This window comes from Mycobacterium arosiense ATCC BAA-1401 = DSM 45069 (genome assembly GCF_002086125.1).
GTDB lineage: Bacteria > Actinomycetota > Actinomycetes > Mycobacteriales > Mycobacteriaceae > Mycobacterium > Mycobacterium arosiense.
The window spans coordinates 74,906-100,536 of record NZ_MVHG01000014.1 but is presented as its reverse complement, the minus strand read 5'-3'; the positions used below and the strand labels follow the sequence as shown (position 1 = coordinate 100,536).

General features: G+C 67.8%; 27 protein-coding genes, 2 pseudogenes and 1 riboswitch. Of the genes and pseudogenes, 14 read left to right on the top strand and 15 right to left on the bottom strand.

The window, feature by feature from the left end:
- From BST14_RS09045 to BST14_RS09030, 4 genes are all read right to left on the bottom strand, one after another.
- The coding region (locus BST14_RS09045) for a transglycosylase family protein (protein ID WP_142279325.1) at positions 1-419 on the bottom strand (419 nt) is incomplete at its 3' end.
- Positions 420-432: 13 nt separating this feature from the next.
- A riboswitch (cyclic di-AMP (ydaO/yuaA leader) is annotated at positions 433-618 on the bottom strand.
- A gap of 235 nt (positions 619-853) precedes the next feature.
- On the bottom strand, positions 854-1,132 hold the full coding sequence (locus BST14_RS09040) for a MoaD/ThiS family protein (RefSeq protein ID WP_083064172.1): 279 nt from the start codon (positions 1,130-1,132) through the stop codon (positions 854-856).
- Positions 1,133-1,136: 4 nt separating this feature from the next.
- The gene (gene moaA / locus BST14_RS09035) at positions 1,137-2,219 is read right to left on the bottom strand and encodes a GTP 3',8-cyclase MoaA (RefSeq protein ID WP_083064171.1); all 1,083 of its coding nucleotides are present in this window, start codon (positions 2,217-2,219) and stop codon (positions 1,137-1,139) included.
- The gene (locus BST14_RS09030; RefSeq protein WP_083064170.1) at positions 2,216-2,623 is read right to left on the bottom strand and encodes a YccF domain-containing protein; all 408 of its coding nucleotides are present in this window, start codon (positions 2,621-2,623) and stop codon (positions 2,216-2,218) included. The genes moaA and BST14_RS09030 overlap by 4 nt, the downstream gene beginning before the upstream one ends.
- 163 nt (positions 2,624-2,786) lie before the next feature.
- Here BST14_RS09030 and BST14_RS09025 point away from each other — a divergent pair, with 163 nt between their 5' ends.
- From BST14_RS09025 to BST14_RS09015, 3 genes are all read left to right on the top strand, one after another.
- A complete protein-coding gene (locus BST14_RS09025; RefSeq protein WP_083064169.1) occupies positions 2,787-3,194 on the top strand; it encodes a cold-shock protein in 408 nt (135 codons plus the stop codon).
- 93 nt (positions 3,195-3,287) lie between these two features.
- Positions 3,288-5,216 carry an acyl-CoA dehydrogenase family protein gene (locus tag BST14_RS09020; protein WP_083064168.1) on the top strand — a complete coding sequence of 643 codons (1,929 nt, stop codon included), beginning with the start codon at positions 3,288-3,290 and terminating at the stop codon, positions 5,214-5,216.
- 86 nt (positions 5,217-5,302) lie between these two features.
- A complete protein-coding gene (locus BST14_RS09015; RefSeq protein ID WP_083064167.1) occupies positions 5,303-6,307 on the top strand; it encodes a glutathione S-transferase family protein in 1,005 nt (334 codons plus the stop codon).
- Between the two features lie 26 nt (positions 6,308-6,333).
- On the opposite strand, the gene BST14_RS09010 is transcribed toward BST14_RS09015, so the two are convergent.
- Positions 6,334-6,834 (bottom strand): DUF2771 domain-containing protein, encoded by a 501-nt coding sequence (locus BST14_RS09010; RefSeq protein WP_083064166.1) that lies wholly within the window; start codon positions 6,832-6,834, stop codon positions 6,334-6,336.
- A complete protein-coding gene (locus BST14_RS09005; protein WP_142279329.1) occupies positions 6,831-8,480 on the bottom strand; it encodes an MFS transporter in 1,650 nt (549 codons plus the stop codon). The genes BST14_RS09010 and BST14_RS09005 overlap by 4 nt, the downstream gene beginning before the upstream one ends.
- 129 nt (positions 8,481-8,609) lie before the next feature.
- On the opposite strand from BST14_RS09005, the gene BST14_RS09000 reads away from it, so the two are divergent.
- Entirely contained in the window at positions 8,610-9,551 is a 942-nt protein-coding gene (locus BST14_RS09000) for a DUF3027 domain-containing protein (RefSeq protein WP_142279324.1), read from the top strand.
- Here the strand turns inward: BST14_RS09000 and BST14_RS08995 are convergent.
- Positions 9,548-10,003 carry an SRPBCC family protein gene (locus tag BST14_RS08995; protein WP_083064163.1) on the bottom strand — a complete coding sequence of 152 codons (456 nt, stop codon included), beginning with the start codon at positions 10,001-10,003 and terminating at the stop codon, positions 9,548-9,550. The genes BST14_RS09000 and BST14_RS08995 overlap by 4 nt on opposite strands.
- A 20-nt stretch (positions 10,004-10,023) precedes the next feature.
- Positions 10,024-10,293, bottom strand: coding sequence for a DUF2530 domain-containing protein (locus BST14_RS08990; protein ID WP_083064180.1), 270 nt, complete (start codon positions 10,291-10,293; stop codon positions 10,024-10,026).
- A gap of 204 nt (positions 10,294-10,497) precedes the next feature.
- Here BST14_RS08990 and BST14_RS08985 point away from each other — a divergent pair, with 204 nt between their 5' ends.
- From BST14_RS08985 to BST14_RS08975, 3 genes are read left to right on the top strand one after another with little or no spacing between them, the layout of a single operon-like run.
- Entirely contained in the window at positions 10,498-10,929 is a 432-nt protein-coding gene (locus BST14_RS08985; RefSeq protein WP_083064162.1) for an Rv0880 family HTH-type transcriptional regulator, read from the top strand.
- Between the two features lie 22 nt (positions 10,930-10,951).
- Complete coding sequence (locus BST14_RS08980) at positions 10,952-11,785, top strand: TrmH family RNA methyltransferase (RefSeq protein WP_083064161.1); 834 nt, start codon at positions 10,952-10,954, stop codon at positions 11,783-11,785.
- A gap of 10 nt (positions 11,786-11,795) precedes the next feature.
- Positions 11,796-12,065, top strand: a complete 270-nt coding sequence (locus tag BST14_RS08975; RefSeq protein WP_083064160.1) for a DUF2537 domain-containing protein — start codon at positions 11,796-11,798, stop codon at positions 12,063-12,065.
- Here the strand turns inward: BST14_RS08975 and sepH are convergent.
- On the bottom strand, positions 12,062-12,835 hold the full coding sequence (sepH, locus tag BST14_RS08970) for a septation protein SepH (protein WP_083064159.1): 774 nt from the start codon (positions 12,833-12,835) through the stop codon (positions 12,062-12,064). The genes BST14_RS08975 and sepH overlap by 4 nt on opposite strands.
- Before the next feature lie 234 nt (positions 12,836-13,069).
- Positions 13,070-14,188 carry a phosphoserine transaminase gene (gene serC / locus BST14_RS08965; protein WP_142279323.1) on the bottom strand — a complete coding sequence of 373 codons (1,119 nt, stop codon included), beginning with the start codon at positions 14,186-14,188 and terminating at the stop codon, positions 13,070-13,072.
- 244 nt (positions 14,189-14,432) lie between these two features.
- Here serC and BST14_RS08960 point away from each other — a divergent pair, with 244 nt between their 5' ends.
- The gene (locus BST14_RS08960; protein ID WP_083064157.1) at positions 14,433-15,458 is read left to right on the top strand and encodes an AurF N-oxygenase family protein; all 1,026 of its coding nucleotides are present in this window, start codon (positions 14,433-14,435) and stop codon (positions 15,456-15,458) included.
- 17 nt (positions 15,459-15,475) lie between these two features.
- Positions 15,476-17,164: a 4Fe-4S binding protein gene (locus tag BST14_RS08955; RefSeq protein ID WP_083064156.1), complete on the top strand. Its 1,689-nt coding sequence runs from the start codon at positions 15,476-15,478 to the stop codon at positions 17,162-17,164.
- Between the two features lie 34 nt (positions 17,165-17,198).
- On the opposite strand, the gene BST14_RS08950 is transcribed toward BST14_RS08955, so the two are convergent.
- Both BST14_RS08950 and BST14_RS08945 read right to left on the bottom strand, forming a co-directional pair.
- A complete protein-coding gene (locus tag BST14_RS08950; protein ID WP_083064155.1) occupies positions 17,199-17,657 on the bottom strand; it encodes a VOC family protein in 459 nt (152 codons plus the stop codon).
- A gap of 130 nt (positions 17,658-17,787) precedes the next feature.
- Positions 17,788-18,909 (bottom strand): citrate synthase 2, encoded by a 1,122-nt coding sequence (locus tag BST14_RS08945; protein WP_083064154.1) that lies wholly within the window; start codon positions 18,907-18,909, stop codon positions 17,788-17,790.
- A gap of 72 nt (positions 18,910-18,981) precedes the next feature.
- Between BST14_RS08945 and pdxH the strand changes: the two genes are divergently transcribed.
- Entirely contained in the window at positions 18,982-19,644 is a 663-nt protein-coding gene (gene pdxH, locus BST14_RS08940; RefSeq protein ID WP_083064179.1) for a pyridoxamine 5'-phosphate oxidase, read from the top strand.
- A gap of 158 nt (positions 19,645-19,802) precedes the next feature.
- Positions 19,803-21,098, top strand: a complete 1,296-nt coding sequence (locus BST14_RS08935) for a citrate synthase (protein ID WP_083064153.1) — start codon at positions 19,803-19,805, stop codon at positions 21,096-21,098.
- Between the two features lie 97 nt (positions 21,099-21,195).
- On the opposite strand, the gene BST14_RS08930 is transcribed toward BST14_RS08935, so the two are convergent.
- Together BST14_RS08930 and BST14_RS08925 are read right to left on the bottom strand one after the other, a co-directional pair.
- A complete protein-coding gene (locus BST14_RS08930; RefSeq protein WP_083064178.1) occupies positions 21,196-22,764 on the bottom strand; it encodes a phytoene desaturase family protein in 1,569 nt (522 codons plus the stop codon).
- A complete protein-coding gene (locus tag BST14_RS08925; RefSeq protein ID WP_083064152.1) occupies positions 22,761-23,024 on the bottom strand; it encodes a DUF2630 family protein in 264 nt (87 codons plus the stop codon). The genes BST14_RS08930 and BST14_RS08925 overlap by 4 nt, the downstream gene beginning before the upstream one ends.
- Positions 23,025-23,122: 98 nt before the next feature.
- Here BST14_RS08925 and arfA point away from each other — a divergent pair.
- From arfA to arfC, 3 genes and pseudogenes are all read left to right on the top strand, one after another.
- Positions 23,123-23,983, top strand: a pseudogene (gene arfA, locus BST14_RS08920) (channel-forming protein ArfA/OmpATb); the annotation flags it as partial.
- 49 nt (positions 23,984-24,032) lie between these two features.
- Positions 24,033-24,113: pseudogene (gene arfB / locus BST14_RS31560) on the top strand (channel accessory protein ArfB); the annotation flags it as partial.
- Positions 24,114-24,130: 17 nt separating this feature from the next.
- Positions 24,131-24,280 carry a channel accessory protein ArfC gene (gene arfC / locus BST14_RS32615; RefSeq protein ID WP_438502142.1) on the top strand — a complete coding sequence of 50 codons (150 nt, stop codon included), beginning with the start codon at positions 24,131-24,133 and terminating at the stop codon, positions 24,278-24,280.
- A gap of 4 nt (positions 24,281-24,284) precedes the next feature.
- On the opposite strand, the gene BST14_RS08915 is transcribed toward arfC, so the two are convergent.
- Positions 24,285-25,622, bottom strand: a complete 1,338-nt coding sequence (locus BST14_RS08915; protein WP_083064150.1) for a sensor histidine kinase — start codon at positions 25,620-25,622, stop codon at positions 24,285-24,287.
- Between the last annotated feature and the right edge of the window lie 9 nt (positions 25,623-25,631).

The window sequence follows — 25,631 nt, the reverse complement described above, 5'->3', positions numbered from 1 at the left end:
GCCCCGTTGAGGCCGGGCGCATCCAGGCCGGCCGGCGCGGGCACGTCGCGCTGCGTGGGACCTGACAGGGGCCCTCCGCACACGGGCCAGGCGCCACGGCCCTGGGTGGCGAGAACCCGTTCGGCGACGGCGATCTGCTGTTCCCTGGTGGCGAGTTCGGCCGACGGGGCGTACTGGCCGCCGCCATGCGAGGCCCAGGTGCTCGCGCTGAACTGCACGCCGCCGTGGTAGCCGTTGCCGGTGTTGATGGCCCAGTTGCCGCCGGATTCGCACCGGGCGACCTGATCCCATTCACCATCGGTGGCCGCGGCCGCCTGGCCGGCAAGGGCGATGCTGCCGCCACCTAGAACCGCACCGGTGAAGGCGATCTTGGCGACGCTGATGTTTGAATTGCTGGGCTTGCGGTGACGTCCGCTCATACGCGCCGGGGTATTCCTCTCTCGTCACGCGCCTGCGAGGTCAGCTGTCGGGTTCGGGTTGGAGAGGCCACCCGGCCGACGTTGTCCTCGAGCGCGACGACGCCGGCTTCACCCCTAGGAGCCGCGAGCGGCTCCAGTCCGATCACGGTGGACCGGTGGGTCCCCCGTCTCCATCCATGTGGTTCGGTGGCCCCCGCCTATTGGATGGAGCTCGGCGCGATAGGGAGGGGAGGTCCGCCAATCGGGATGGCTGGCGAGCCTCCGGAGACGGTAACGGTTTCTGTTGGTCTCGTCACGTCTTGCGACACTCGGCGTTTCTCTTCCGGCCATCTACGAAAACCGCAGGAACGCAAGGTATTTGCGCAGGTCATGAGGGGCGATATCGCAGCGTGACTGCGCCGTTATGAATCCGTTACGTGAGATAAGTCACAGTTTCAGCCGCCAGAAAAGGGCGGCAGGACATCGAGCGTGTCACCGGATTGCAGCGCCACGGTCTCGTCACGCACGGCGATCCCGTCGCGCAGGTACGAGCACCGGGTCAACACCGCCGCGAGGCGGGATCCTCGCGCGGCGAGCCGCTCGACCAACTCGCCGACCGTCGTGCTCGGGCGCAGCACCACCGTCTCCGACTCGACATCCGCGGCCGCGCGGGCGGCCCCGAAGTAGCGAACCGTCACCTGGATTCCGTTTGCTTGGACAGGGGTCTGTCCCATCGGGCTAGCCACCGATCGCGCTCATCGGGCGGTCGGGCTGGATGAAGTTGGGGTCGTTGATGCCGTGTCCGGCGGGCTTGCCCCACATCGCGGTACGCCACGCCGCCTCGATCGCGTCGTCGGACGCGCCGCCGCGCAGCAGCACACGCAGGTCGGTCTCCTGTTCGGCGAACAGGCAGCTGCGGATCTGACCGTCGGCCGTCAACCGGGTGCGGTCACACGCCGCGCAGAAAGCGTGCGAAACCGAGGCGATAACGCCGAATTCTCCGCTCGGGCTGCCGGGGCCGGTGTCGACCAGCCAGAGCTCGGCGGGGGCCGATCCGCGCGGCGCCGGATCCGGGCGCAGCCGGAAGTGCGGGCGCAGCGCCGCCAGCACGTCGTCGGCGGTCAGCGCGGCGTCTCGCCGCCACTGGTGCCCGGCATCCAGCGGCATCTGCTCGATGACGCGCAATTGGTAGCCGCGCTCGAGGCAGAACCGCAACAGCCCCACCACGTCCTCGCGTCCGGTGGTGGGGTCGAGCACCGCGTTCACCTTCACCGGCGTCAGGCCGGCGTCATTGGCGGCGGCCAGGCCGGCCAGCACGTCCGTGAGCCGGTCGCGGCGGGTGATGGCCGCGAAATGCCGCCGGTCCACGCTGTCCAGCGAGACGTTGACGCGGTTCAGGCCGGCCGCGGCGAGCGCGGCGGCGCGCCGCGCCAGCCCGACACCGTTGGTGGTCAGCGAGATCTCCGGGCGGGGCCGGAGGGCGGCGGCCGCGGCGACCACCTCTTCGAGGTGGCGCGCCAGCAGGGGTTCGCCGCCGGTGAAGCGCACGCTGGTCACGCCCAGTCGGGTGACCGCGATGTGCATCAGCCTGGCCAGCTCGTCAGCGCTCAGCAGTTGCTCGCCCGGGAGCCAGTTCAGGCCGTCGGCCGGCATGCAATAGCTGCACCGCAGGTTGCAGCGGTCGGTCAGCGAGACCCGCAGGTCGGTGGCGACCCGGCCGTACGTGTCCACCAGCGGCCCGGCGGCAGGAGTGTCGGCCGGAACGGCCGGGCCGTCCTCGCGGCTCGGTACCGACGGCAGGCCCAGCGTCGTCAGCGTCATGCGGCCACCGGCGGGGCGTGGTGAACGGCCGAACTGACCGGAACGATCTGCTTGCCCAGCGGCATCAACGACACCGGGATCAGCTTGAGGTTGGCCAGCGCCAGCGGGATGCCCACGATCGTGAGCGCCATCGCCGCCGCGCTGACCAGATGGCCGATCGCCAGCCACACGCCGAACAACACCACCCAGATCACGTTGCCGATCAGCGCGCCGGAACCCGCGGTCGGCTTGTCCACAATCGTGCGGCCGAACGGCCACAGTGCGTACGAGGCGATGCGCAGCGACGCGAAGCCGAACGGGATGGTGATGATGAGCAGGAAGCTGATCAGCGCCGCAGCCAGGTATCCGACGGCCATCCACAGGCCGCCGAAGATCAACCAGATGACGTTAAGGATCAGGCGCATATCTCCTCCGCGGGTATTACCAAGCGTACCGAGTGACGAATAACGGGGGTGCTCGTTACGCGGGCATCCGAGTAGGATCAGACTCCTAATACGGCGTCCTGCGCAGGCGGGACGCTTTGTGTTGCCTATTTCTATTGATCCGTTAGACAAGCAGGTGAGACCAGTGCCGACGGGCAAGGTTAAGTGGTACGACGCTGAGAAGGGTTTCGGCTTCCTGTCCCAAGAGGACGGCGAAGACGTTTACGTCCGTTCGTCGGCGCTGCCCGCCGGGGTCGAGGGCCTCAAGGCGGGCCAGCGTGTGGAGTTCGGCATCGCCTCCGGGCGGCGCGGCCCGCAAGCGTTGAGCCTCAAGCTGATTGAACCGCCACCCAGCCTCACCAAGGCCCGTCGCGAGGCGCCCGCCGAGCACAAGCACAACCCCGACGAGCTGCACGGCATGGTCGAGGACATGATCACCCTGCTCGAAAGCACCGTGCAGCCCGAACTGCGCAAGGGGCGCTACCCGGACCGCAAGACCGCCCGCCGGGTTTCCGAGGTGGTCAAGGCCGTCGCCCGGGAGCTCGACGCCTGACGTCCGGCTCACTTCTGCTAGGCGATTCGGTGGTGGCGAGCCGCGCGTGGGGGTACTCACACCCCAATACGGCCGTCTAGCAAGGAGGCTGCGATGGCGCAGCAGGCGCAGGTCACCGAAGAGCAGGCGAGAGCTCTCGCCGAGGAGTCTCGCGAAAGCGGTTGGGATAAGCCGTCCTTCGCCAAAGAGTTATTCCTCGGTCGATTCCCGCTGGAGTTGATCCACCCGTTCCCGGCGCCGTCGGATGCCGATGAGATCCGCACCCGGACCTTCCTCGACCGGCTGCGGCAGTTCCTCGACACCGTCGATGGCAGCGTCATCGAACGCGACGCGCAAATCCCCGATGAATATGTGAAAGGCCTTGCCGACCTGGGTTGCTTCGGCATGAAGATCCCGTCCGAATACGGCGGCCTGGGCATGTCGCAAGTCGCGTACAACCGCGCGCTGATGATGGTCTCGAGCGTCCACCCCAGTCTTGGCGCACTGCTGTCGGCGCATCAGTCGATCGGGGTCCCCGAGCCCCTCAAACTCGCCGGGACCCCGGAGCAGAAGCGGAAGTTTCTGCCCCGCTGCGCCGCCGGTGCCATCTCGGCGTTCTTGCTCACCGAACCCGATGTGGGATCCGATCCCGCCCGGCTGGCCTCGACGGCCACCCCGGTTGACGACGGACAGGCTTACGAACTCGACGGCGTGAAGTTGTGGACCACCAACGGCGTGGTCGCCGAACTGCTGGTGATCATGGCCCGGGTGCCGAAATGCCAAGGGCACCGCGGCGGAATCAGCGCCTTTGTCGTTGAGGCGGATGCACCCGGAATCACCGTGGAGCGACGCAACAAATTCATGGGACTGCGCGGCATCGAGAACGGCGTGACCAGGCTGCACAAGGTTCGCGTCCCGCGCGAAAACCTGATCGGCGCCGAAGGCGACGGGCTGAAGATCGCGCTGACCACACTCAACGCCGGGCGGCTGTCGATACCCGCGAGCGCCACCGGCTCGTCCAAGTGGGCGTTGAAGATTGCGCGGGAATGGTCCGGCGAACGCGTGCAGTGGGGCAAACCGCTGGCCGAGCACGAAGCCGTGGCCGGCAAGCTCTCGTTCATCGCCGCGACGGTGTACGCGCTTGACGCGGTGCTCGAGCTGTTCGCCCAGATGGCCGACGAAGGCCGCAACGACATCCGGATCGAGGCGGCGCTGGCCAAGCTGTGGTCCAGCGAGATGGCCTGCCTGATGGCCGATGAGGTGATGCAGATTCGGGGCGGGCGGGGTTATGAGACGGCCGAGTCGCTGGCCGCGCGCGGCGAACGCGCGGTGCCCGTGGAGCAGACGCTGCGCGACCTACGGATCAACCGCATCTTCGAAGGTTCCAGCGAGATCATGAGGCTGCTCATCGCTCGCGAGGCGGTCGATGCGCACCTCGCCGCGGCCGGTGACCTGGCCAAGCCCGACGCCGGGTTGCGGCAGAAGGCCGCCGCGGCGGTCGGCGCGAGCGGATTCTACGCAAAGTGGTTGCCGCAGCTGGCTTTCGGGCAAGGTCAACGACCGCGGGCCTACCACGAGTTCGGTGCGCTGGCGTCACACCTACGGTTCATCGAACGCTCCAGCCGCAAGCTGGCCCGCAACACCTTCTACGGGATGGCACGCTGGCAGGCCAAGTTGGAGCAGCGGCAGGGTTTCCTCGGGCGCGTCGTCGATCTCGGCGCCGAACTGTTCGCGATGTCGGCGGCCTGCGTGCGGGCGGAGGCTCAACGCTGTGCCGACCCGGTGGTCGGCCAGCAGGCGTACGAGCTGGCCGAAACGTTCTGCCGGCAGGCGGCGTTGCGGGTGGAGGCGCTATTCAACGCCTTATGGGACAACACCGACGGCAGCGACGTCGTGCTCACCCGCAACTTGCTGCAGGGGCGATACAGCTGGCTGGAGGACGGGATCATCGACCAGTCCGAGGGCACCGGGCCGTGGATCGCGCACTGGGAAAAGGGTGCCTCGACGGAGGCCAATGTGGCCCGGCGGTTTCTCCCGACCTGAGCGGGCCTCAAAAACCCCGACTGGCTCACGGCGGAATCCCGACGATCGCTCGGCAGCGAGTCGATTGTTGAGCAACTATGGGAGATATGGCTTCCTATGTTGCTCCGGCAGGTGAGTTCACCCGCGACACCGACTACATCACCACCCGGATCACCGCCGACGGGCGTGACGGTTATCCGGTCGAGCCCGGGCGGTATCGGCTCGTCGTCGCCCGCGCGTGTCCGTGGGCGAACCGTGCGATAATCGTGCGTCGCTTATTGGGACTGGAAAGCGTTCTCTCCATTGGCTTTTGCGGCCCCACCCACGACGAGCGCAGTTGGACGTTCGATCTCGATCCGGGTGGCGTCGACCCGGTGCTGAAGATCCCGCGGCTACAAGATGCCTATTTCAAGCGATTCCCCGATTACCCCAAGGGCATCACGGTCCCGGCGATCGTCGAGGTCGCGACCGGCGAGGTGGTCACCAACGACTTTGCGCAGATGACCCTGGACCTGTCGACGGAGTGGTCCGCATACCACCGCGAGGGCGCACCCGAGCTGTATCCGGAGCCGCTGCGCGCGGAGATCGACGAGGTATCCAAGAGGGTCTACACCGAGATCAACAACGGCGTGTACCGCTGCGGCTTCGCCGGCTCCCAGCAAGCCTACGACGCGGCGTACGACCGGTTGTTCGCCGCGCTCGATTGGGTGAGCGATCGGCTGCGCAATCAGCGATTTCTGGTGGGCGACACCATCACCGAGGCCGACGTGCGGCTGTTCACCACCCTGGCCCGCTTCGACCCGGTGTATCACGGGCATTTCAAGTGCAACCGCAGCAAATTGAGCGAGATGCCGGTGCTGTGGGCCTACGCGCGCGACCTGTTCCAGACACCGGGATTCGGAGACACCGTCGACTTCGTCCAGATCAAGCAGCACTACTACATCGTGCACGCCGACATCAACCCCACCCGGATCGTGCCCAAGGGGCCGGACCTGACCGATTGGTTATCCCCGCACGGACGAGAAAGCTTGGGCGGCAAGCCTTTCGGGACGGGAACAGCTCCCGGTCCGCCGGTCGAAGGCGAACGCGTGCCCGCCGGCCACGGCGCCTAGCTTTGGCGGTGGGCGCAGCGAAGGGTTTAGTACACCAGCCGCACCGACCATTCCGCGTGGGGAACGTCGTGCAGTTCCCCCGCGGGATCCACCGCCAAGGTCAGCAGCTGCACGACGATCCCGGCCAGGCGCCCGCGATGCGGGTCGACCGGCGGTATCGTCACGGCGAAGCGGGTGCCCGGCCGAAAGATGGTGCTGGTGGTGTTGGTGGGGTCGTCGTATACCTGCAGCAGCCGCCACGGTGCCCGGTAAATGGCGTCGGGCACCGAGAGCTGGATCGGGTAGCGCTCGCTGACCCGGAGCTCGCCCTGGTTCTGCGGTGTCTCGCAGTCTTCGAGGTTCAGCACGTTGCAGTACAGGTAGGGCCCCACCCGCGTCAGATGTCCATGCGAAAATGCGCTGATCTCGGGGTGCTGCGGGCCGGAGCTTTTCACCAGCAACCAGGTGCCGACCCCCGCGCCCACGCAGAGCACCGCCACCAGGCAGGCGAGCAGCACGGCCACACCCCACTTGCGTTGCGGTTTCACTCGGCAACCACCGCTGCGGCGCCGACACCGCGGCGCTTGCCCTCCTGCTCGACCATGATTGGCCTATTTCCTCCCAGGCCGGGAATCAGTGAGTTGCCGCGGAAGCTGACAAGCGTCTGCGCCAGGCCCAGGATGAGCAGCGCAGTGACCGCGGTGAAGCCGACCCACAGTTCGGTGTACACCAACACCCCCACCGCGCCGCCGAGCACCCACGCCAGTTGCAGGGTCGACTCCGAGCGCCCGAAGCCCGAGGCGCGGGATTCCTCCGGCAGGTCGTTCTGCAGCGACGCGTCCAGCGACGCCTTGGCGATGGCGCTGGCGCCGGACGTGACCAGGGTGGCGATCACGGCCACCACCAGGTTGCCGGCCACCGAGGCGGCCAGCGCGACCGCGCTCACCGCCACCGTGCAGCGCACCACCAGCGCGGCGGGCCTGCCCAGCTTCAGGCGCGCGCTGGTGAAGTTGCCGACGAAATTGCCGATCCCGGCCGCGGCGCCGATCACCCCGAGCATGGCGACCTGGGCCCAGCCGTTAGCCTGATGCGCCTTGGCGACAAACGCGGGGTAGAGGAACAGGAAGCCGACCATGACCTTGATGGTGCAGTTGCCCCACAGCGAGGTGATGATGTTGCGGCCCAACGGTTGCCGAAGCGCCCCGCTGACCTCCTGGTGCCAGCTGCGCCGCAGCGGTTCGCTGTCCTGGCGGTAACTCAGGGTGGCGGGAACCTCGCCGGCGGTCACCTCGACCCAGCGCGGTATCCGCATGGACAACATGGCCCCGGCGATCGTCACCGCGATCACCACGAACAACGCCCCGGGCAGCTGGAACAGGTGAGTGCAGACGAACTCGACACCACCGGCGATCGCGCCGCCGACGATGGTGCCGCCCAGCAGACCGAACATGGTCAGCCGGGCGTTGACCCGCACCAGGTCGATGGTCGGCGGCATCACCCTGGGTGTCACCGCGCTGCGCAGCACGCTGAACGACTTGGAGAACACCATCATGGCGAGCGCGCACGGATAGAGCACCCACGACGGGAAGCTGCCGGTGGCGCCGTCGTAGTTCATGACCAGCAACACCGCCAACGCGGTGCGCAGGGCGAACGACGCCGCCAGCGCGACGCGGCGGCCGTGCTGCAGCCGGTCCAACGCGGGACCGATCAGCGGTGCGATCACCGCGAACGGCGCGATGGTGATCAGCAGATACAAAGCGACCCGACCCTTGCTCTCGCCGGTGGCCGCGGCGAAAAACAACGTGTTGGCCAGCGCGACGGCCATCGTCGCGTCCACCGCGAAATTGGCCACTACGGGCCACGTCAGCGCCGTCAGGCCGGACTTGTCGGCGCCGTCGGCCGTTGCGGCGCGCTGCACCATCCAGTACATCCGCGAACCCATTTCGCGGCTGCGCAGAGCCGCGGCGCGGGTAACGGTGATCCGCTCACCGGAAGCCGGACCACGAGGCGGCGCGTCGCTGCTGCGTTCCGGCTCCGGCTGGTGACCCAGCGGGGGCAAGTAGCGGTTGGCGCTCGGCATCGGCGATGGGCGACGGATGCGCCGATCAGGACCGTCGCCGGCGGGATAATTGGCCGCGCCCGGATGCTGGGCTGCGGCGCTCTTGCGGGGTCGGCGGCCCGGCTGAGAGGCCACTCCGCCCGGGTCGTGTTGCCGCCGTCCAGACACGTTCCAATTCTCCCCTATGCCGCCTGGATGCGTCTGCAGGTACGGGGCGTGGCTCGCCAACCTAGTATTGGAAACGCAATGCAGAACGAAGACAGCGTGACTAGACCTAGCGAGGAATCCGCCGTGGCGACCGTGGCCGACTGGCCCGAGGGGTTGGCGGCGGTGCTCACGGGTGCGGCGGAGGCGGCCAGGGCCGCCGTCGTGGAGTTCAGCGCACCGGAGATGGTCGGCGACTACCTGGGCGTCGGTTACGAAGACCCGAACAGCGCAACCCACCGCTTCTTGGCGCACCTGCCCGGCTACCAGGGGTGGCAATGGGCGGTCGTCGTCGCCGCCTATCCCGGCGCCGACCACGCGACCATCAGCGAGGTCGTGCTGGTGCCCGGGCCCACCGCGTTGCTGGCACCTGAATGGGTGCCGTGGGAACAACGCGTGCGGCCCGGCGACCTGAGCCCCGGCGACCTCCTGGCGCCCGCCGTCGACGATCCTCGGCTGGTTCCCGGTTACACCGCCAGCGGTGACCCCCAGGTCGACGAGACCGCCGCCGAGATCGGGCTGGGGCGGCGCTGGGTGATGAGCGCCGAGGGCCGCGCGGAGACGGCCGAACGCTGGCGCACCGGCGATTACGGCCCGGACTCGCCGATGGCGCGGTCCACCAAGCGGGTGTGCCGCGATTGCGGCTTCTTCCTGCCGCTGTCGGGGTCCCTGGGCGCGCTGTTCGGCGTGTGCGGCAACGAATTGTCGGCCGACGGCCACATCGTCGACAAGCTGTACGGCTGCGGTGCCCACTCGGACACCCCCGCCCCGGCGGGCACCGGGTCGCCCGCATACGAGCCGTACGACGACGGCCTGCTGGACATCACCCAGGCGCCGATCGAACCGTCCGCGGTGCCCTCGGAGTCCGCGGAAGCGCCGGGGGCACCCGAGACTCAAGAGCCTGAGCCCGCGACGCCGGCCGAGATGGTGGAAGCCGAAGCCGAGCCGCTGACCGAGGCGCCGGAGCCCGAGCGGCAACCGCAGACCGAGACGCCGGACTAGCTGGTTTCGGCGGCCGCCTTGATGCGCTCCAGCGAGGCGTTCATGCCGTCGAGCAATTCGCGCTCGAAATTGCTGGTACCGCCGAACAGCGCATTCACCGACAGGTTCGAAAACGCGGTGACGCCGTTCTCGGCGTGACGGCTCTCGATCAGGCGGGTGCCCTTGCCGCTCGGCTCGAGCTCATAGCACCAGATGGTGTTGTTGGTGTCGACGCGGAACGCAAGTTTGCGGTCGGGGACGATCTCGACCACCGTGGCTGTGGTCGGCCAGAACAGGCGCTTGCGGCGGTTGAGGTTGAGCGTGCGCGTGCCCTGACGCACGGGGCCGAAGGGCTTCATCCAGCGACACAGCGGACTCCACTGCGGCATTCGGCGCAGATCGGAAATCAATTGCCACACTTTGGCCACCGGCGCGTCGATGTCGATGTGCGCTTGCAACAGCGGGGCTACCATCGCTCCTCCAGGGTGGCGAATCAGTTGTGGTCGAGATAGTTTTCGAGCCCGGCCTGCGCGCCGCGGGCACCGCGACGGGCCGCGGCGAGCTGCAGTAGGAAGATGCTTGTGCCGAGCACACCCACGCCCAGGCCGGCCAGGGCGACCGGACGCCAGCCCTGCAGGGCCGGCACCAGGAAAGCGGCGGCCACCGCGGTGAGCCAACCCAGCGCGCCGAGCGCGATGAACGGCCACACGTGCAGCAGGGCGGCCGGCAGTGGCGGTGCGGTGCGGTTGGGTTCGGCAGACATCGGGATCAACATAGCCCGCCGGCCGGTGGCGGCCGACGGTGCACCCACCTGACGAGACGGATGATTTCAAACCGCCGAGCAAAGTGGGATACGCGGGCCGATAAGCGTTTCGATGGAAAACCCCGCAGCTTAGCGAGGAGGGTCAGCACCCGTCGTTCACCGGTTCGTGTCCCGGTTTCTCGGGCTTCCGTGTAACCTCGCGCCATGCCTGACAGCGATGCGCGGCTGGCCAGCGACCTGTCACTGGCAGTGATGCGGCTGGCCCGCCAACTGCGGTTTCGTAACCCGTCGTCGCCGGTGTCGCTGTCCCAGCTGTCGGCGCTGGCCACGCTCACCAACGAAGGCCCGATGACCCCCGGCGCCCTGGCAATTCGCGAGCGGGTCCGGCCGCCGTCGATGACGCGGGTGATCGCCTCGTTGGCCGAGATGGGGCTGGTGGACCGCGCGCCGCACCCGGTCGACGGCCGGCAGGTGCTCGTCTCGGTTTCGGAGTCCGGCGCCGAGCTGGTCAAAGCCAACCGCCGCGCCCGCCAGGAGTGGCTGGCCAAGCGGTTGGCGACGCTGGACACCGAACAACGAGACATTCTGCGCAACGCGGCCGACCTGATGTTGGCCGTCGTCGACGAAGGCCCGTGAGCCACGGGACCGAAACCGGCGAATGTTCATCGACGTTGACGATCCCGGCGATCCGAGGCTCGACGATTTCCGCGACCTGAACAGCGTCGATCGTCGTCCCGATCTGCCGTCGGGCAAGGGGCTGGTGATCGCCGAGGGCGTGCTGGTGGTGCAGCGCATGCTCGCCTCGCGCTTTCACCCGCATGCCCTGCTGGGTACCGGCCGCCGATTTGCCGAGCTCGAAGACGACCTGGCCGGCACGCTCGTGCCGTGCTACCGCACGTCCGCCGACGTGATGGCCCGGGTGGTCGGCTTTCACCTCAACCGGGGGGTGCTGGCGGCCGCCCGGCGGGTGCCCGAACCCGGCGTCGCCGAGGTGATCGCCGGGGCGCGCACCGTCGCGATCCTCGAAGGGGTCAACGATCACGAGAACCTGGGTTCGATCTTTCGCAACGCGGCGGGGCTGGGCGTCGACGCGGTGATATTCGGCAGCGGCTGCGCCGACCCGCTGTACCGACGCGCGGTGCGGGTGTCCATGGGCCACGCGCTGCTGGTGCCCTATGCGCGGGCGAGCTGTTGGCCCGCCGAGCTTGCGACGTTGCGACAGAAAGGTTTTCGGCTTCTGGCGATGACTCCGCACGCCAGCGCGTGCGCGTTGCCGGAGGCGATGACGGCCACGCGGGACGAACGCGTCGCGGTGTTGGTCGGCGCCGAGGGGCCGGGGCTGACGCCGGCCGTCTTGCGGTTGAGTGACGTGCGGGTGCGGATCCCGATGTCGCGCGGCACCGATTCGCTCAACGTTGCGACGGCGGCGGCGTTGGCCTTCTACGAGCGGGTCCGCTCGACGGCGAGAGGCGGCGATGGACAGCCAGACTAGGCTCCGGCTGATGAGAGACGAATCCGTGCCCTGGGCAACGGGTTTGACGGTCACCGCCTTCGTCGCGGCGGTCACCGCCGCCGCGATCGTAGTGCTCAGTCTGGGGCTGCTTCGCGTGCACGCGCTGCTGGCCGTCGGGCTCAACGTCGTGGCGGCAGGGGGATTGGCGCCGACGCTGTGGGGGTGGCGGCGTACGCCCGTCCTGCGCTGGTTCGTTCTCGGCGCCGCGGTGGGCGTGGCGGTGGCGTGGGTTGCGCTGTTGGCCCTGGCGGCCGCCTAGCGCTGCCCGCTCGAGCGCACGCCCAGCAGCACGTCCTCCCACGCCGGGATGACGGGCTTGCCCCGGCGGGTGTGCACCGGCTTTTCGTCCGGTTCCGCGGCCGGAGTTTCGTTCGCGACGGGCGGCTTGGCGAGCTCTTCGAAGTCGACGTGAGCGACGCGGGCCACCGGCCGCAGCGGACGTTCGAAGTTGGGGTCGATCAGCGCGCTGGCCGCATCGTCGATGGCGGTCACCGTTCCACCGTGCGCACCGGGCGAGAAGCAGAAGTGTGCGAGGTTGTCGGAACGGCCGACCTTCCACGCCAGCTGCACCGTCCAGCGGTTGTCTTCGTTGCGCCACGCGTCCCAGCTGAGTTTGTCGTGGCTGAGGCCGCGGGCCAGCAGCGCGGCGCTGACCGTCTCCAGCAGGGTCAGCACCGCGGGGCCATCGTCGAGCATCGGGTGAGCGGCGGTTGCCAGCTCCGCGGCGCGGAACCGCTCCAGCAACACGGGGTGAGCAAAGCGACGGATACGCGACACCTCCGAGCCCGACGCCGCGGCGACCTGTTCGACGGAGGCACCCGCCCGGATCTTGGCCTGAATTTCTTTGGGGCTCAGCATGTCGGTGACTTCAATCTCGAGCTGCGGTTGCTCAGAGGGCTGGGCCGCGTCGCGCAGCAGGTCCCGCAGGCGGTCATCGGCCGCCAGCTTGAACTGCTCCGCGGGGTCGTCACCCTCGCAGATGACATGTTTGCTGTCGGCATCCAGCCCAACCACTTTGAGTTCCCGCATGGTTTTCTCCTCGCAGGCTCCGTGCAGGTCAGCGACGGACCCGTCACGTGCGCACTTTAGTCCAGCAACCGCCCATCACCTTGCTGACACGCTGTGCGGTTGCGCCCCGATTGCCGGCCGGACGGTGTTCGATTGTCCGGCTCCTCCGCTGCCCGCGCCGGGCAACATCGTCGCCGGACGGTGTCCGATAGTCCGGCTCCTCCGCTGCCCGCGCCGGGCAGCATCGTCGCCGGACTACAGCCGCTCGACGACCCAGTCGACGCACTGGGTGAGTGCGCTGACGTCGTCGGGGTCCACCGCCGGGAACATCCCCACCCGCAGTTGGTTGCGGCCGAGTTTGCGGTACGGCTCGGTGTCGACGACGCCGTTCGCCCGCAAGACCTTGGCCACGGCCGCGGCATCGACCTCGTCGGCGAAGTCGATGGTGCCCACCACCTGCGAGCGCAGCGTGGGGTCGCTGACGAAGGGTGTGGTGTAGGGGCGCTCCTCGGCCCAGGAGTACAGCCGACCCGACGAGTCCGCCGTGCGTTTGACGGCCCAGTCCAGCCCGCCGTTGCCCAGCAACCAGTCGACCTGCTCCGCCATCAGCGCCAGGGTGCCGACCGCCGGGGTGTTGTAGGTCTGGTCCTTCAGGCTGTTCTCCACCGCGATGGGTAGCGACAGGAAGTCGGGCACCCAGCGGCCGGAGGCGGCGATGGACTCGACCCGGGCCAGCGCCGCAGGGCTCATGATGGCCAGCCAGAGGCCACCGTCGCTGGCGAAGTTCTTCTGCGGCGAGAAGTAGTAGGCGTCGGTCTCGGCGATGTCGACCGGCAGCCCGCCGGCTCCCGAGGTTGCGTCGATGACGATCAGCGCGTCGCCCGAATCGGCGGGCCGGCGAATGGGCACCGCGACCCCGGTCGACGTCTCGTTGTGCGCCCAGGCGATCACGTCTACCGACGGGTCGCCCTGCGGCTCGGGGGCGCTGCCGGCGTCCGCCTTGATGACGACGGGCTCGCCGACGAAGGGGTTCTTGGCGACCGCCGACGCGAATTTGGAGCTGAATTCGCCGAAGGAGAGATGCAACGACCGCTTGTCGATCAGGCCGAAGGCCGCGGCGTCCCAGAACGCCGTCGCGCCGCCGTTGCCCACGATCACCTCGTAGCCCTCGGGCAGCGAAAACAGATCCGCGAGCCCGGACCGCAGCCGGCCCACCAGATTCTTGACCGGCGCCTGCCGGTGCGAGGTGCCGAACAACGGGGCGGCGGTCGTGGTCAGCGCGTGCAGTTGCTCGGGCCGGACCTTCGACGGGCCACACCCGAAGCGGCCGTCGCGGGGTTTGATGTCAGCGGGGATCTCGAGCTGGTCAGCCATGCTCATCAGGGTAGTGAGCCGCGCTGACTGGTCGGTGCGGAGGCCGACCGCAGGACCCAACTGCTTGGGCAAAGGGCCTGATCGGCCGCGCCCCGAGTTTGATCGCCTGTGATCTGAGGCATAAAAATTTCATGACCACTGGTCAGATCACAGTGCCCGGAAGGGGTCTAGGAATTATCCGGTACCTGCGGTACTGTCTGGACATAGCACGTCCAAATGTAAACCTCGTTGGGGAGGCCTGGATATGGCTAGGACGCGATTAGTCCGGCGTTGGCGAAACAACATGGAAGTGCGCGACGACGCCGAATACGTCAACATGCTTGCCACACTGTCCGAGGGGTCGGTGCGGCGCAACTTCAACCCGTACACCGATATCGATTGGGATTCGCCCGAATTCGCGGTGACGGAAAACGATCCGAGATGGATCCTGCCGAACACCGACCCGCTGGGCCGCCACCCCTGGTATCTGGCGCAGTCCGACGAGCGCAAGATCAAGATCGGGATGTGGCGCCAGGCCAACGTGGCCAAGGTGGGCCTGCACTTCGAATCCATCCTCATTCGTGGCCTGATGAACTACACGTTCTGGGTGCCCAACGGATCGCCGGAGTACCGGTACTGCCTGCACGAATCGGTCGAAGAGTGCAACCACACCATGATGTTCCAGGAGATGGTCAACCGCATCGGCGCCGACGTGCCGGGCATGCCGCGGATGCTCAAGTGGCTCTCGCCGTTGGTTCCGCTGGTGGCCGGCCCGCTGCCGGTGGCGTTCTTCATCGGCGTGCTCGCCGGCGAGGAGCCCATTGACCACACGCAGAAAAACGTTCTGCGCGAAGGCAAGTCGCTGCATCCCATCATGGAGAAGGTGATGGCGATCCACGTGGCCGAGGAAGCCCGCCACATCTCGTTCGCCCACGAGTTCCTGCGCAAGCGGGTGCCGCAATTGACCAACAGGCAGCGATTCTGGACCGCGCTGTACCTGCCGCTGGTCATGAAGGCGCTTTGTCGCGCAATCGTGGTGCCCCCCAAGGCTTTCTGGCGCGAGTTCGACATCCCGCGGGACGTCAAGAAAGAACTGTTCTTCCGGTCGCCGGAATCGCGTAAATGGCTGTCCGACATGTTCGGTGACGTGCGGATGTTGGCCCACGACACCGGCCTGATCCAGACGCGCTCGGCGCGGTTGATGTGGCGGTTGTGCAGGATCAACGGCAAGCCGTCGCGTTACCGCAGCGAGCCGCAGCGGCAGCACCTGACCGCGGTCCCGGCTGCGTAACCACCGCGAGTTCGTTTATGCCGCATGTTATTACCCAGTCGTGCTGTAACGACGGGTCCTGTGTTTTCGCATGCCCGGTGAATTGCATCCACCCGACACCGGACGAGCCCGGCTTCGTCACCTCCGAGATGCTCTACATCGATCCGGTGGCGTGCGTGGACTGCGGTGCCTGTGTAAGCGCATGCCCCGTCGGTGCGATCGCGCCCGACACCCGGCTGGACTCCAAGCAGCTGCCGTTCATCGAGATCAATGCGTCCTTCTACCCAGACCGGCCGAAGGACGTGAAGCTACCACCGACCTCGAAGCTTGCACCGGTGATCCCGGCGGCCGAGGTGCGCGCCCGCCGCATGCCGCTGACGGTGGCCATCGTCGGATCGGGGCCCGCGGCGATGTACGCCGCCGACGAACTGCTGACCCAGCAGGGCGTGTGCGTCAACGTCTTCGAAAAGCTGCCCACCCCATACGGTTTGGTGCGGGCCGGGGTGGCGCCCGATCACCAGAACACCAAGAGGGTCACCCGGCTGTTCGACAGGGTCGCCGGTGATCCCCGCTTCCGGTTCTACCTCAACGTCGAGGTCGGCAAGCAGCTGAGTCACGCGGACCTGCTGGCTCACCACCACGCCGTGCTGTATGCGGTCGGCGCGCCCGACGACCGCCGGCTCGACATTGAGGGCATGGGCCTGCCCGGGACCGGGACGGCAACCGAATTGGTCGCGTGGATCAACGGCCATCCCGACTTCGCCGATCTGCCAGTGGATCTCAGCCACGAGAGGGTGGTGATCGTCGGCAACGGCAACGTCGCCCTCGATGTCGCTCGGTTGCTCACGTCGAATCCCGACCAGCTGGCCCGCACCGACATTGCCGATCACGCGTTGGCGGCCTTCCGCTCCTCGGCGGTGCGCGAGGTGGTGATCGCCGCCCGGCGTGGCCCCGCCCAGTCGGCATTCACGTTGCCCGAGCTGATCGGGCTCACCGCCAGCTCCGAGGTGGTGCTCAGCGCGGCCGATCACGAGCTGGTGGCGGCCGATCTCGCGACCGCGTCGGACGGGTTGACCAGACACAAGCTGGAAATCTTGAGCACGCTCGGCGACGATTCGGCCCCGCCGTCCCGTCCGAGAATCCGGCTGGCGTATCGGCTCACCCCGAACCGGGTGCTGGGCGACCACCGGGCCACCGGTATGAAGTTCTCGATCACCGGCACCGACGTGACCCGAACCGTGCAGACCGGTCTGGTGCTGACGTCGATTGGCTACCGCGGCAAGCCGATTCGCGATCTGCCCTATGACGAATCGTCGGCTGTCGTGCCGAACGACGCGGGCCGCGTCGTCGACCCCCTTTCCGGTGTCCCGGTGCCCGGCGCATACGTCGCGGGCTGGATCAAGCGGGGGCCCAGCGGGTTCATCGGGACCAACAAGTCCTGCTCCTTTGAGACCGTGCAGTCGCTGGTCGCCGATTTCAACGCCGGTAAGCTGACCGATCCGATCGCCACGCCCGACGCGCTGGCCGAGCTGGTGCACGCCCGCCAGCCCGACGCGATCGACGCCGCGGGATGGCGCGCCATCGACGCCGCCGAAATCGCACGCGGCAGCGAGCGCGGCCGGCCCCGCAACAAGTTCACCGACGTCTCCGCGATGCTCGCGGCCGCGGCCGCCGCCGAGCCGGCGCCGCCGCAACGACGCCGGCTACTGGATCGGCTGCTCGGCTAGTTCCGGTGGTGGCGACGCCTTCGCGCGGCCGCCGCTAACCGGCGCCCTGGCCGGACATTGCCGCCGAGATCTCTTCCATGCTGACCTCGCGTACCGGCTGCCCCAGCGACCAGTGGTGGCCGAACGGGTCGGCGACCATGCCGTAGCGGTCGCCCCAGAACTGGTCGTCCAGCGGAGTCACCATGGTGGCACCCGCATCCAGCGCCCGCTGGAAGCTGGCGTCGACGTCGGTGACCGTCAGGTGGATCGTCACCGGGGTGCCGCCCAGCGAGGTCGGCGTCATCGACCTGCCGCCACACACCTCCGGGAAGTCGTCGTTGAGCATCACCGTGAAGCCGTTGATGCGCACCGCGGCGTGCACCAGTTTGCCGTCGGGACGCGGCACCCGCCCGATCTCCTGGGCCCCAAAAGCCTTGACGTAGAAGTCGATTGCCGCGGCGGCATCGTCGACCACCAGGTGCGGGGACAATGCGGGTTCGATGTTGATCGCCATGCTGGTTCTCCTTGCTGTCGGTTCCCTCTCCTGCCCGTCACGGCAGGTTCACGACTTATGACTGCGCCGGCGACGAAAACTCATCGCGACGGTAACCATCGAATCGCCGGGTACCGACAACCGGAACGGCTCAGGCGTTGGTGAGACTGCGGTCCCAGCCCTCGACGGATTCCGGACTGCGCGGACCAGGGCCCACGTAGATGGCCGACGGCCGGACCAGCTTGCCGAGCCGCTTCTGCTCGAGGATGTGTGCGCACCAGCCCGCGGTGCGGCCGCAGGTGAACATCGCCGGCATCATGTTGGCCGGTACTCGGGCGAAGTCCAGCATCACCGCAGCCCAGAACTCGACGTTGGTCTCGATAGCGCGGTCCGGACGGCGCTCGCGCAGCTCGGCCAGGGCCGCCTGCTCCAGCGCGACGGCGACCTCGTGGCGCGGCGCGCCCAGCCGTTCGGCGCTAGCGCGCAGCACCCGTGCCCTCGGGTCCTCCGCGCGGTAGACGCGGTGCCCGAAGCCCATCAGCTTGTCACCGCTGTCCAGGATCTTCTTCACCAGGCCGCGCGCGTCACCGGTGCGCTCTACCTCCTCGATCATCGGCAGCACCCGCGCCGGCGCCCCGCCGTGCAGGGGGCCGCTCATCGCCCCGATCGCCCCGGACAACGCCGCGGCCACGTCGGCGCCGGTCGAGGCGATCACCCGCGCGGTGAACGTCGAGGCGTTCATGCCGTGCTCGGCGGCCGAGACCCAGTAAGCGTCAATCGCTTCGACGTGGCGCGGGTCCGGCTCGCCCTGCCAGCGCGTCATGAATCGGGCGGTGACCGTGTCGCATTCGTCGATGACCCGTTGCGGGACGGCGGGCTGGTAGATGCCGCGCGCCGACTGCGCGACGTAGGACAGCGCCATCACCGATGCCCGGGCCAGCTGGTCGCGGGCGGTGTCGTCGTCGGTGTCCAGCAGCGGCTTGTAGCCCCAGATCGGGGCCAGCATCGCCAGGCCCGCCTGCACGTCGACGCGCACGTCGCCGGTGTGGATCGGCAGCGGAAACGGTTCGGCGGGCGGCAACCCGCGGCCGAACTTGCCGTCCACCAGCAGCGCCCACACGTCGCCGAACGTGACCTGCCGCGCCACCAGGTCTTCGATGTCGACACCGCGATAACGCAGCGCACCGCCGTCTTTATCCGGCTCGGCAATTTCGGTGGTGAAGGCGACCACGCCTTCCAAGCCGGGGACAAAGTCATCGGGGACCACAGTCATACCGAAAATTCTCGCACTCCGTGATCGGGCCGACGCTACCGGCTGGTAGCAACCGCCGGTAGCGTGGACGCGATGGCAGGACCAGACGACGAGCACCTGCAAAAAATGCGTGTGGACTACGGATCAGTGGAAAAAGACGGCAGCCCAGATCTCGACGCGGATTGGCTGCGCGACGGCTGGGTTTCGTTGTTGCGCAACTGGATCGGCGATGCCGAGCGGGCGGGGGTCGCTGAGCCCAACGCGTTCGTGCTGGCCACCGTGACCGCCGACGGCAGGCCGGCCAGCCGGTCGGTGCTGTGCAAGAGCGTCGACGAGACGGGGATCACTTTCTTCACCAACTATGACTCGGCCAAGGGCGACGATCTGGCCGCGACGCCGTACGCCTCGGCGACGTTTCCCTGGTATGAGCTCGGCCGTCAGGTCCACGTCCGCGGCCCGGTGCGCAAGGTCGCCGCGGAGGTCACCGAGGACTACTGGTCGAAGCGGCCGCGCGGGTCACAACTGGGGGCGTGGGCGTCGCACCAGTCGCAACCGATCGCCTCACGTGCGGCCCTGCTCGACCAGCTGGCGGAGGTGACCGCCCGCTTCGCCGACCGCGAGCGGGTCCCGGTCCCACCGGGCTGGGGTGGATACCTCATTGCCGCGGAGCTGGTGGAGTTCTGGCAAGGCCGGGAAAACCGACTGCACAACCGCATCCGCATCACCGGGAATCAAGTGGAACGGCTGCAGCCCTAACCCGCTGATGATGCACGTTGCGCCGCGGCGAGACGGGATCGATTGCTGGCGTGACCAGCGGACTCGACCCCGCGCAGGCGCCCCATCGTCATAACGACTACCTTTTGCAGTAAGCACCTAGTCAGCAGCCATATCAGCCAGAGCGCAAAGGGGTTCTCGTGGCAGACACCGACGACACCGCCACTTTGAAGTACCCGGGCGGTGAGACCGACCTGGAGATCGTCAAGGCCACCGACGGCGCTGACGGCATCGCGCTGGGCTCGCTGTTGTCCAAGACCGGCTACACCACGTTCGACAACGGCTTCGTCAACACCGCTTCATGCAAGAGCTCCATCACCTACATCGACGGGGACGCGGGCATCCTGCGCTACCGCGGCATCCCGATCGAGCAGCTCGCCGAGAAGTCGACCTTCATCGAGGTGAGCTACCTCTTGATCTATGGCGAACTGCCCAACAAGGAGCAGCTGGCTGCCTTCACCAATCGGATCCAACTGCACACCATGCTGCACGAGGACCTCAAGCGATTCTTCGACGGCTTCCCGCGCAACGCCCACCCGATGCCGGTGCTGTCCAGTGCTGTCAACGCGCTGTCCGCCTACTACCCCGACTCCCTCGACCCGATGGACAACGAGGACGTCGAGCTCTCGACGATCAGGTTGCTGGCCAAGCTACCGACCATCGCGGCCTATGCCTACAAGAAGTCGGTCGGGCAGCCGTTCCTCTACCCGGACAACTCGCTGACGCTGGTGGAGAACTTCCTGCGGATGACGTTCGGGCTGCCCGCCGAACCCTACGAGGCGGATCCCGAGATCGTTCGGGCGCTGGACATGCTGCTCATCCTGCACGCCGACCACGAGCAGAACTGCTCGACGTCGACGGTCCGGCTGGTGGGGTCCTCGCAGGCCAACTTGTTCACCTCGATCTCCGGTGGGATCAACGCGCTGTGGGGGCCGCTGCACGGTGGTGCCAACCAGGCGGTGCTCGAGATGCTCGAGAAGATCCGCCAAAGCGATGACGACGTCAGCGAATTCGTGCGCAAGGTGAAGAACCGCGAAGCCGGCGTGAAGTTGATGGGGTTCGGTCACCGCGTCTACAAGAATTACGACCCGCGCGCCCGCATCGTCAAGGAGCAGGCCGACAAGATCCTGGCCAAGCTCGGCGGCGACGACGACCTGCTGGACATCGCCAAGCAGCTCGAGGAGGCCGCGCTCACCGACGACTACTTCATCGAGCGCAAGCTGTACCCGAACGTCGACTTCTACACCGGCCTGATCTACCGGGCGCTGGGCTTCCCGACCCGGATGTTCACCGTCCTGTTCGCGCTGGGCCGGCTACCCGGGTGGATCGCGCACTGGCGCGAGATGCACGACGAGGGCGACAGCAAGATCGGCCGCCCGCGCCAGATCTACACCGGTTACACCGAACGCGATTACGTCACCATCGACGCGCGGTAACCCTTTGCCCGCGAGCGTGCGTGTTTGTACGACGACACGCCGGAAATGGCGTACAACCATGCACCCTCGCGGCCAGAAGTAACGCGGCCGGGAGGAACTACAGCGCCGCCAGCACCGCCATCGCGCCGTTGTGGCCGCCGATCCCCGATACCGCGCCGCCGCGACGAGTTCCCGAACCGCACAACATGATCCGGTCGTGCGCGGTGGCCACGCCCCATCGCCGCGCCGGCGTGTCCAGCGGGTCGTCATCCTCGGCGAACGGCCAGGACAGGCCGCCGTGAAAGATGTTGCCGCCGCTCATGTGCAGCGTCCGCTCGAGATCCAGCGTGGTCGTGGTCTCCAGGCATGCCCGGCCCCGCGCGTCGGTCAGCAGCAGGTCTTGAATTGGTTCGGCCAGAACGGAATTCAGTGATGCCAGCACGTCGTCGGTCAGTTGGTGGCGCAGCGCGTCGGGGTCGACGCCGTCGAAAAGCGAACTCGGAGTGTGCAGCCCGAACACCGTCATCGTGTGCACTCCCGCATCACGCAGGTCTGCCGACAGGATGCTGGTGTCGGTCAGCGAGTGGCAGTAGGCCTCGCACGGCAAGGGATTCGGCGGTTGACCCGCGGCGGCCTGTGCGTAGGCGGTATCCAGCTGTGTCCAGGTCTCGTTGACGTGAAACGTCCCGGCGAATGCTTGTTCGGGTGTGACGCCGCGGTCGCGTAGCCGGGGCAGCCGTGCGAGCACCATGTTCACCTTGACCTGCGCGCCGCCCGCCGCGGGGGCCGGTACCTCGCCGAGTAGTTCGGCCAGGACGGTGGGTGTGACGCCGGCCAGGACGAACCGTGTTGTGATGCGGTGGTCTTCCCCGCCGGCGCGGAAACGCACTTCGCCGGTCGGGTCGACGGCATAAACCTCTGCGCCAGTGGCTATTTCGGCGCCGTGACGGACCGCCGCCGCGGCCAGGGCCGTGCTCACCGCGCCCATGCCGCCGATCGGGACGTCCCAGTCTCCGGTGCCCCCGCCGAGTACGTGATACAGGAAGCACACATTCTGCGTAAGCGAGGGTTCATCGAGGCGGGCGAACGTGCCGATCAGGGCGTCGGTCGCGATCACTCCGCGAACCACGTCGTTGCCCACGGCGTCGGCGATGGCATGCCCGATCGGCTCCTCGATCACGGCCTGCCATGCGGCCGCGGCCGGGCGTTCGCCGCCTGTCACGCGCCGGCGGGCGGCCTCGCGGGTGGGCAGCGGTTCGAGCAGAGTTGGCCACAGGCGTTCGGTCACCAACCGGCAGCGTCGGTAGAAATCGGCGAAGCCCTGCGCGTCCCCGGCGGCCCCGATGGCGGCGAAGGTGTCAGCTTGCGATCCGATCAGCAGCCCGCTGCGCCCGCCGGTCGCCGGGTCGGGTGTGTAAGACGAAAACGGCCGTCGCGCCAGCCGCACCGCGGCGCCCAGATCTCGGACGATGGAGGGCGGCAGCAGGCTGACCAGGTAGGAGTAGCGCGATACCCGAACGTCGACGCCGTCGAAGGCCTGGGCGGAGACGGCGGCACCGCCGACGTGCTCGAGCCGTTCCAGCAGACGCACCCGCAGGCCGGCGCGGGCCAGATACGCGGCCGCGACGAGACCGTTGTGGCCGCCCCCGACGATTACGGCGTCGACGTCGGTGGCATGGTCGCTCAGCTGAGGTAACCCTCGACCTCGTCGGGTGACCGCACGTCCGCCTCTCGGGGATCCCCGCCGCTCTCGCGCAGCGCCCGGCGCTGCCGCAGCAGGTCCCAGCACTGGTCGAGTTCGACCTCCACCCGTTGGAGGCGGTCATGTTCTTCGGACGTGTCGATATCCCCGCGCTGCAGTTGAGCCCGCAGCGCTTTCTCCTCGGCGACCAGGTCGCGAATGACGGCGAGCGTGTCGTTGTCGGTCGGTTTACTGCCGTTGGCCATCGCTCCAGTGTGCCCGACTCGAGGGGTGGTGAGTCGGTAGGCTGCATATCGCCTGGCACCCGGGTCGGCGCGGGCGCGTGACATGAGGGAGGGCTGTCGTGAGCGTCAAACGGCTGGGCCTGCCGTGGCTGATCGCCCTGGTGATCCTCCCGCTGCTGCTGGCCGCGATCGGCCACGCCGTCTCGACACGATCCCCGTCCGGTCGCGGCTCGCCGGCGCCCTCGACCGGCGCTGGCGCGCCGACGATTTCGTTGGCCGCGTTCTCCATCGTCCGCAACGGCAGCAGCGTCACTCTGACCGGGGAGTTCCCCGACGAGTCCGCCAAAGCCGCGTTGCTGAAGGTGCTCAACAGCGCGCTGCCCGCGCCAGTGGGCATCGTCGACCGGATCCGCATCGACCCCGCCGTCGATGCCCTCGATTTCGCCAAGGCCAAGCCCGTCTTCGCCGACGGTGCGGCGATCGCCGATTTCACGCTCACGGTCGGTGGAGACACCATCACATTGGCCGGCACCGCGGCGTCGCCCGACCAGAAGGACACCATCGACACCGACGCCAAGCGCATCTGGTCAAATCTGAATGTCGTTGACAATCTTGCTATTAACTCACCGCCTGCGTCGCCCGGTGCCGCCGCGTCGTGCACCAACCTGCAGTCGGCCATCAACACCCTGACCGACGGCGCGCTCACCTTCGAATCGAATCTCGGTAGTTTGACCGCGTCCGACGAGCAGGTTCTGACCCGTGTCGCCGAAAAGCTCAGGGCATGCCCGAACGTTCATGTGGCGATCAACGGCTACGCCGACAGCACCGGCAATACAAGCCTGAATGTTCCGTTGAGCGAACAGCGCGCCCAAACCGTCGCGGGGTTTCTGCAAGCCCACGGCGTGCCCGGCGACCGTTTGACCACCACGGGATTCGGCTCGGCCGACCCGATCGCCCCCAATGGCACGGACGACGGTCGCGCCCAGAATCGCCGGGTCGAAATCGTGGTGAGCCGAGGAGCATTCGAACATGGACTTCATCATCCAGTGGTTGTGGTGCCTGCTCGCTTTCCTGGCGGGCTCGGCCGTCGCCTGGATGAGCGCCACGCTGCTCAACCGTGTGCGGCGATGAGCCACGTGAACTGGTGGCTGTTCGGCCTGTCCTTTGCGCTGGGGTTGGTGTTGACGCTCGCGCTGATGATGACCCCGGCCAAAAGCCAAGCACGGGCGGCAAATTCGCGCGATGAGCCGCGGCACGACGGCTCGGAGCACTTGTAGAGCGCTAGCTGGGGCCCGGGATCCGCAGCACCAGGCGCGCGCCGCCCAGCGGGCTGTTTTCCAGTGTGGCGGTCCCGCCGTGCAGCTGGGCCTGTTGCGCCACCAGCGCCAACCCCAGTCCCGAGCCGGAATGGGAGGCCGTCGATCCGCGAGAAAACCGATCGAAGACCACCTGTCGCTCATCTTCGGGGACGCCGCTGCCGTTGTCGTCGATGGCGATCTCCACACCGGCGCGCGAGCTGACCGCGGACAGCTGCACCTTGGTGGCGCCGCCGTGCTTGACGGCGTTGGCGATCGCGTTATCGACTGTTAGGCGCAACCCGGCCGGTAACCCGACGATGATGCAGGTGGGTGACGGCACCAGCGAAACGTCGACCCCCGGGTAGATCCGGGCGGCGTCGTGCGCGGCGCGGTCCAGCAGCTCGGTGATGTCGACGGGCACGTGGTCGTCGACCGTCGACAGTTCGCCCTGAGCCAGCCGCTCGAGGGCGGTCAACGTGGCCTCGATTCGCGACTGGGTGCGGATGACGTCGCTCAGCACCTCCTTGCGCTGGTCGTCGGGCATATCCAGGGTGGACAGCACTTCGAGGTTGGTGCGCATCGCGGTCAGCGGGGTGCGCAGTTCGTGCGAGGACACGGCGGCGAAGTCGCGCGCCGACGCGAGCGCATCCTTGGTCCGGTCCTGTTCGGTCCAGATGCGCTGCAGCATCCCGCGCATGGCTTCGGCGATCTCGACGGCCTCGCTGGCCCCGCGCACCGCCACCTGCGGGCGTTCGTCGGCGTCGATCGAACGGGCTTGCTGAGCCAGACGTTTGAATGGCCGCACCGCGAAAGCGGCCAGGAGCCAAGCGAATACCGCCGCAGCGCCGATAGAGAGCGCGCAAATCAAAATCACCCGGCGATGCAGATTGTTGGTCTGGACGATCGTGTCGTCGTAGGTCGCACCCACTGCCACCACCGCCGGCTGCGGGGTGGGGACCTCCAAGGTTCGCACCCGATAGCGCACCCCGTTGATGTAGGTGTCGGCATAGCCCACGTCCAATGGCGGCAGCGTGACGTCCGAGTTCGACTTGACCTGGCCGTCGCGCCGCACGGTGATCACCGTGTCCTGATCATTGGGGGTGCGCGGAATTTCGTCGAGTCCGTGGGGCAGGAAGGGAATGGCGAAACCGGCCGCTTCGTCGAGGCGGCGATCCAGGCGTTCCTTCCAGGCGCTGGTGATGCCGAACCACACCACCGCTCCCGCGATGACCACCACGATCGCGGTGCCGATGGCCGTCGCGACCGCGACCCGGGCCCGTAGCGAGGGCGTGCGGGTCAGGATCCGCGACAGGAACTTCATGGCCGGCCG

Coding starts and splice junctions, on each gene's coding strand:
- BST14_RS09015 (WP_083064167.1), top strand. CDS start 5,303: ATGGCTTCCTATGTTGCTCCGGCAGGTGAGTTCACCCGCGACACCGAC.
- BST14_RS08975 (WP_083064160.1), top strand. CDS start 11,796: ATGAGAGACGAATCCGTGCCCTGGGCAACGGGTTTGACGGTCACCGCC.
- pdxH (WP_083064179.1), top strand. CDS start 18,982: ATGGCAGGACCAGACGACGAGCACCTGCAAAAAATGCGTGTGGACTAC.
- BST14_RS08915 (WP_083064150.1), bottom strand. CDS start 25,622: ATGAAGTTCCTGTCGCGGATCCTGACCCGCACGCCCTCGCTACGGGCC.
- BST14_RS09030 (WP_083064170.1), bottom strand. CDS start 2,623: ATGCGCCTGATCCTTAACGTCATCTGGTTGATCTTCGGCGGCCTGTGG.
- BST14_RS08955 (WP_083064156.1), top strand. CDS start 15,476: ATGCCGCATGTTATTACCCAGTCGTGCTGTAACGACGGGTCCTGTGTT.
- BST14_RS08925 (WP_083064152.1), bottom strand. CDS start 23,024: ATGGCCAACGGCAGTAAACCGACCGACAACGACACGCTCGCCGTCATT.
- BST14_RS08945 (WP_083064154.1), bottom strand. CDS start 18,909: ATGACTGTGGTCCCCGATGACTTTGTCCCCGGCTTGGAAGGCGTGGTC.
- moaA (WP_083064171.1), bottom strand. CDS start 2,219: ATGACGCTGACGACGCTGGGCCTGCCGTCGGTACCGAGCCGCGAGGAC.
- BST14_RS08985 (WP_083064162.1), top strand. CDS start 10,498: ATGCCTGACAGCGATGCGCGGCTGGCCAGCGACCTGTCACTGGCAGTG.
- BST14_RS08990 (WP_083064180.1), bottom strand. CDS start 10,293: ATGTCTGCCGAACCCAACCGCACCGCACCGCCACTGCCGGCCGCCCTG.
- BST14_RS09040 (WP_083064172.1), bottom strand. CDS start 1,132: ATGGGACAGACCCCTGTCCAAGCAAACGGAATCCAGGTGACGGTTCGC.
- BST14_RS09020 (WP_083064168.1), top strand. CDS start 3,288: ATGGCGCAGCAGGCGCAGGTCACCGAAGAGCAGGCGAGAGCTCTCGCC.
- sepH (WP_083064159.1), bottom strand. CDS start 12,835: ATGCGGGAACTCAAAGTGGTTGGGCTGGATGCCGACAGCAAACATGTC.
- BST14_RS08995 (WP_083064163.1), bottom strand. CDS start 10,003: ATGGTAGCCCCGCTGTTGCAAGCGCACATCGACATCGACGCGCCGGTG.
- BST14_RS08950 (WP_083064155.1), bottom strand. CDS start 17,657: ATGGCGATCAACATCGAACCCGCATTGTCCCCGCACCTGGTGGTCGAC.
- arfC (WP_438502142.1), top strand. CDS start 24,131: ATGAGCCACGTGAACTGGTGGCTGTTCGGCCTGTCCTTTGCGCTGGGG.
- BST14_RS08960 (WP_083064157.1), top strand. CDS start 14,433: ATGGCTAGGACGCGATTAGTCCGGCGTTGGCGAAACAACATGGAAGTG.
- BST14_RS08980 (WP_083064161.1), top strand. CDS start 10,952: ATGTTCATCGACGTTGACGATCCCGGCGATCCGAGGCTCGACGATTTC.
- serC (WP_142279323.1), bottom strand. CDS start 14,188: ATGGCTGACCAGCTCGAGATCCCCGCTGACATCAAACCCCGCGACGGC.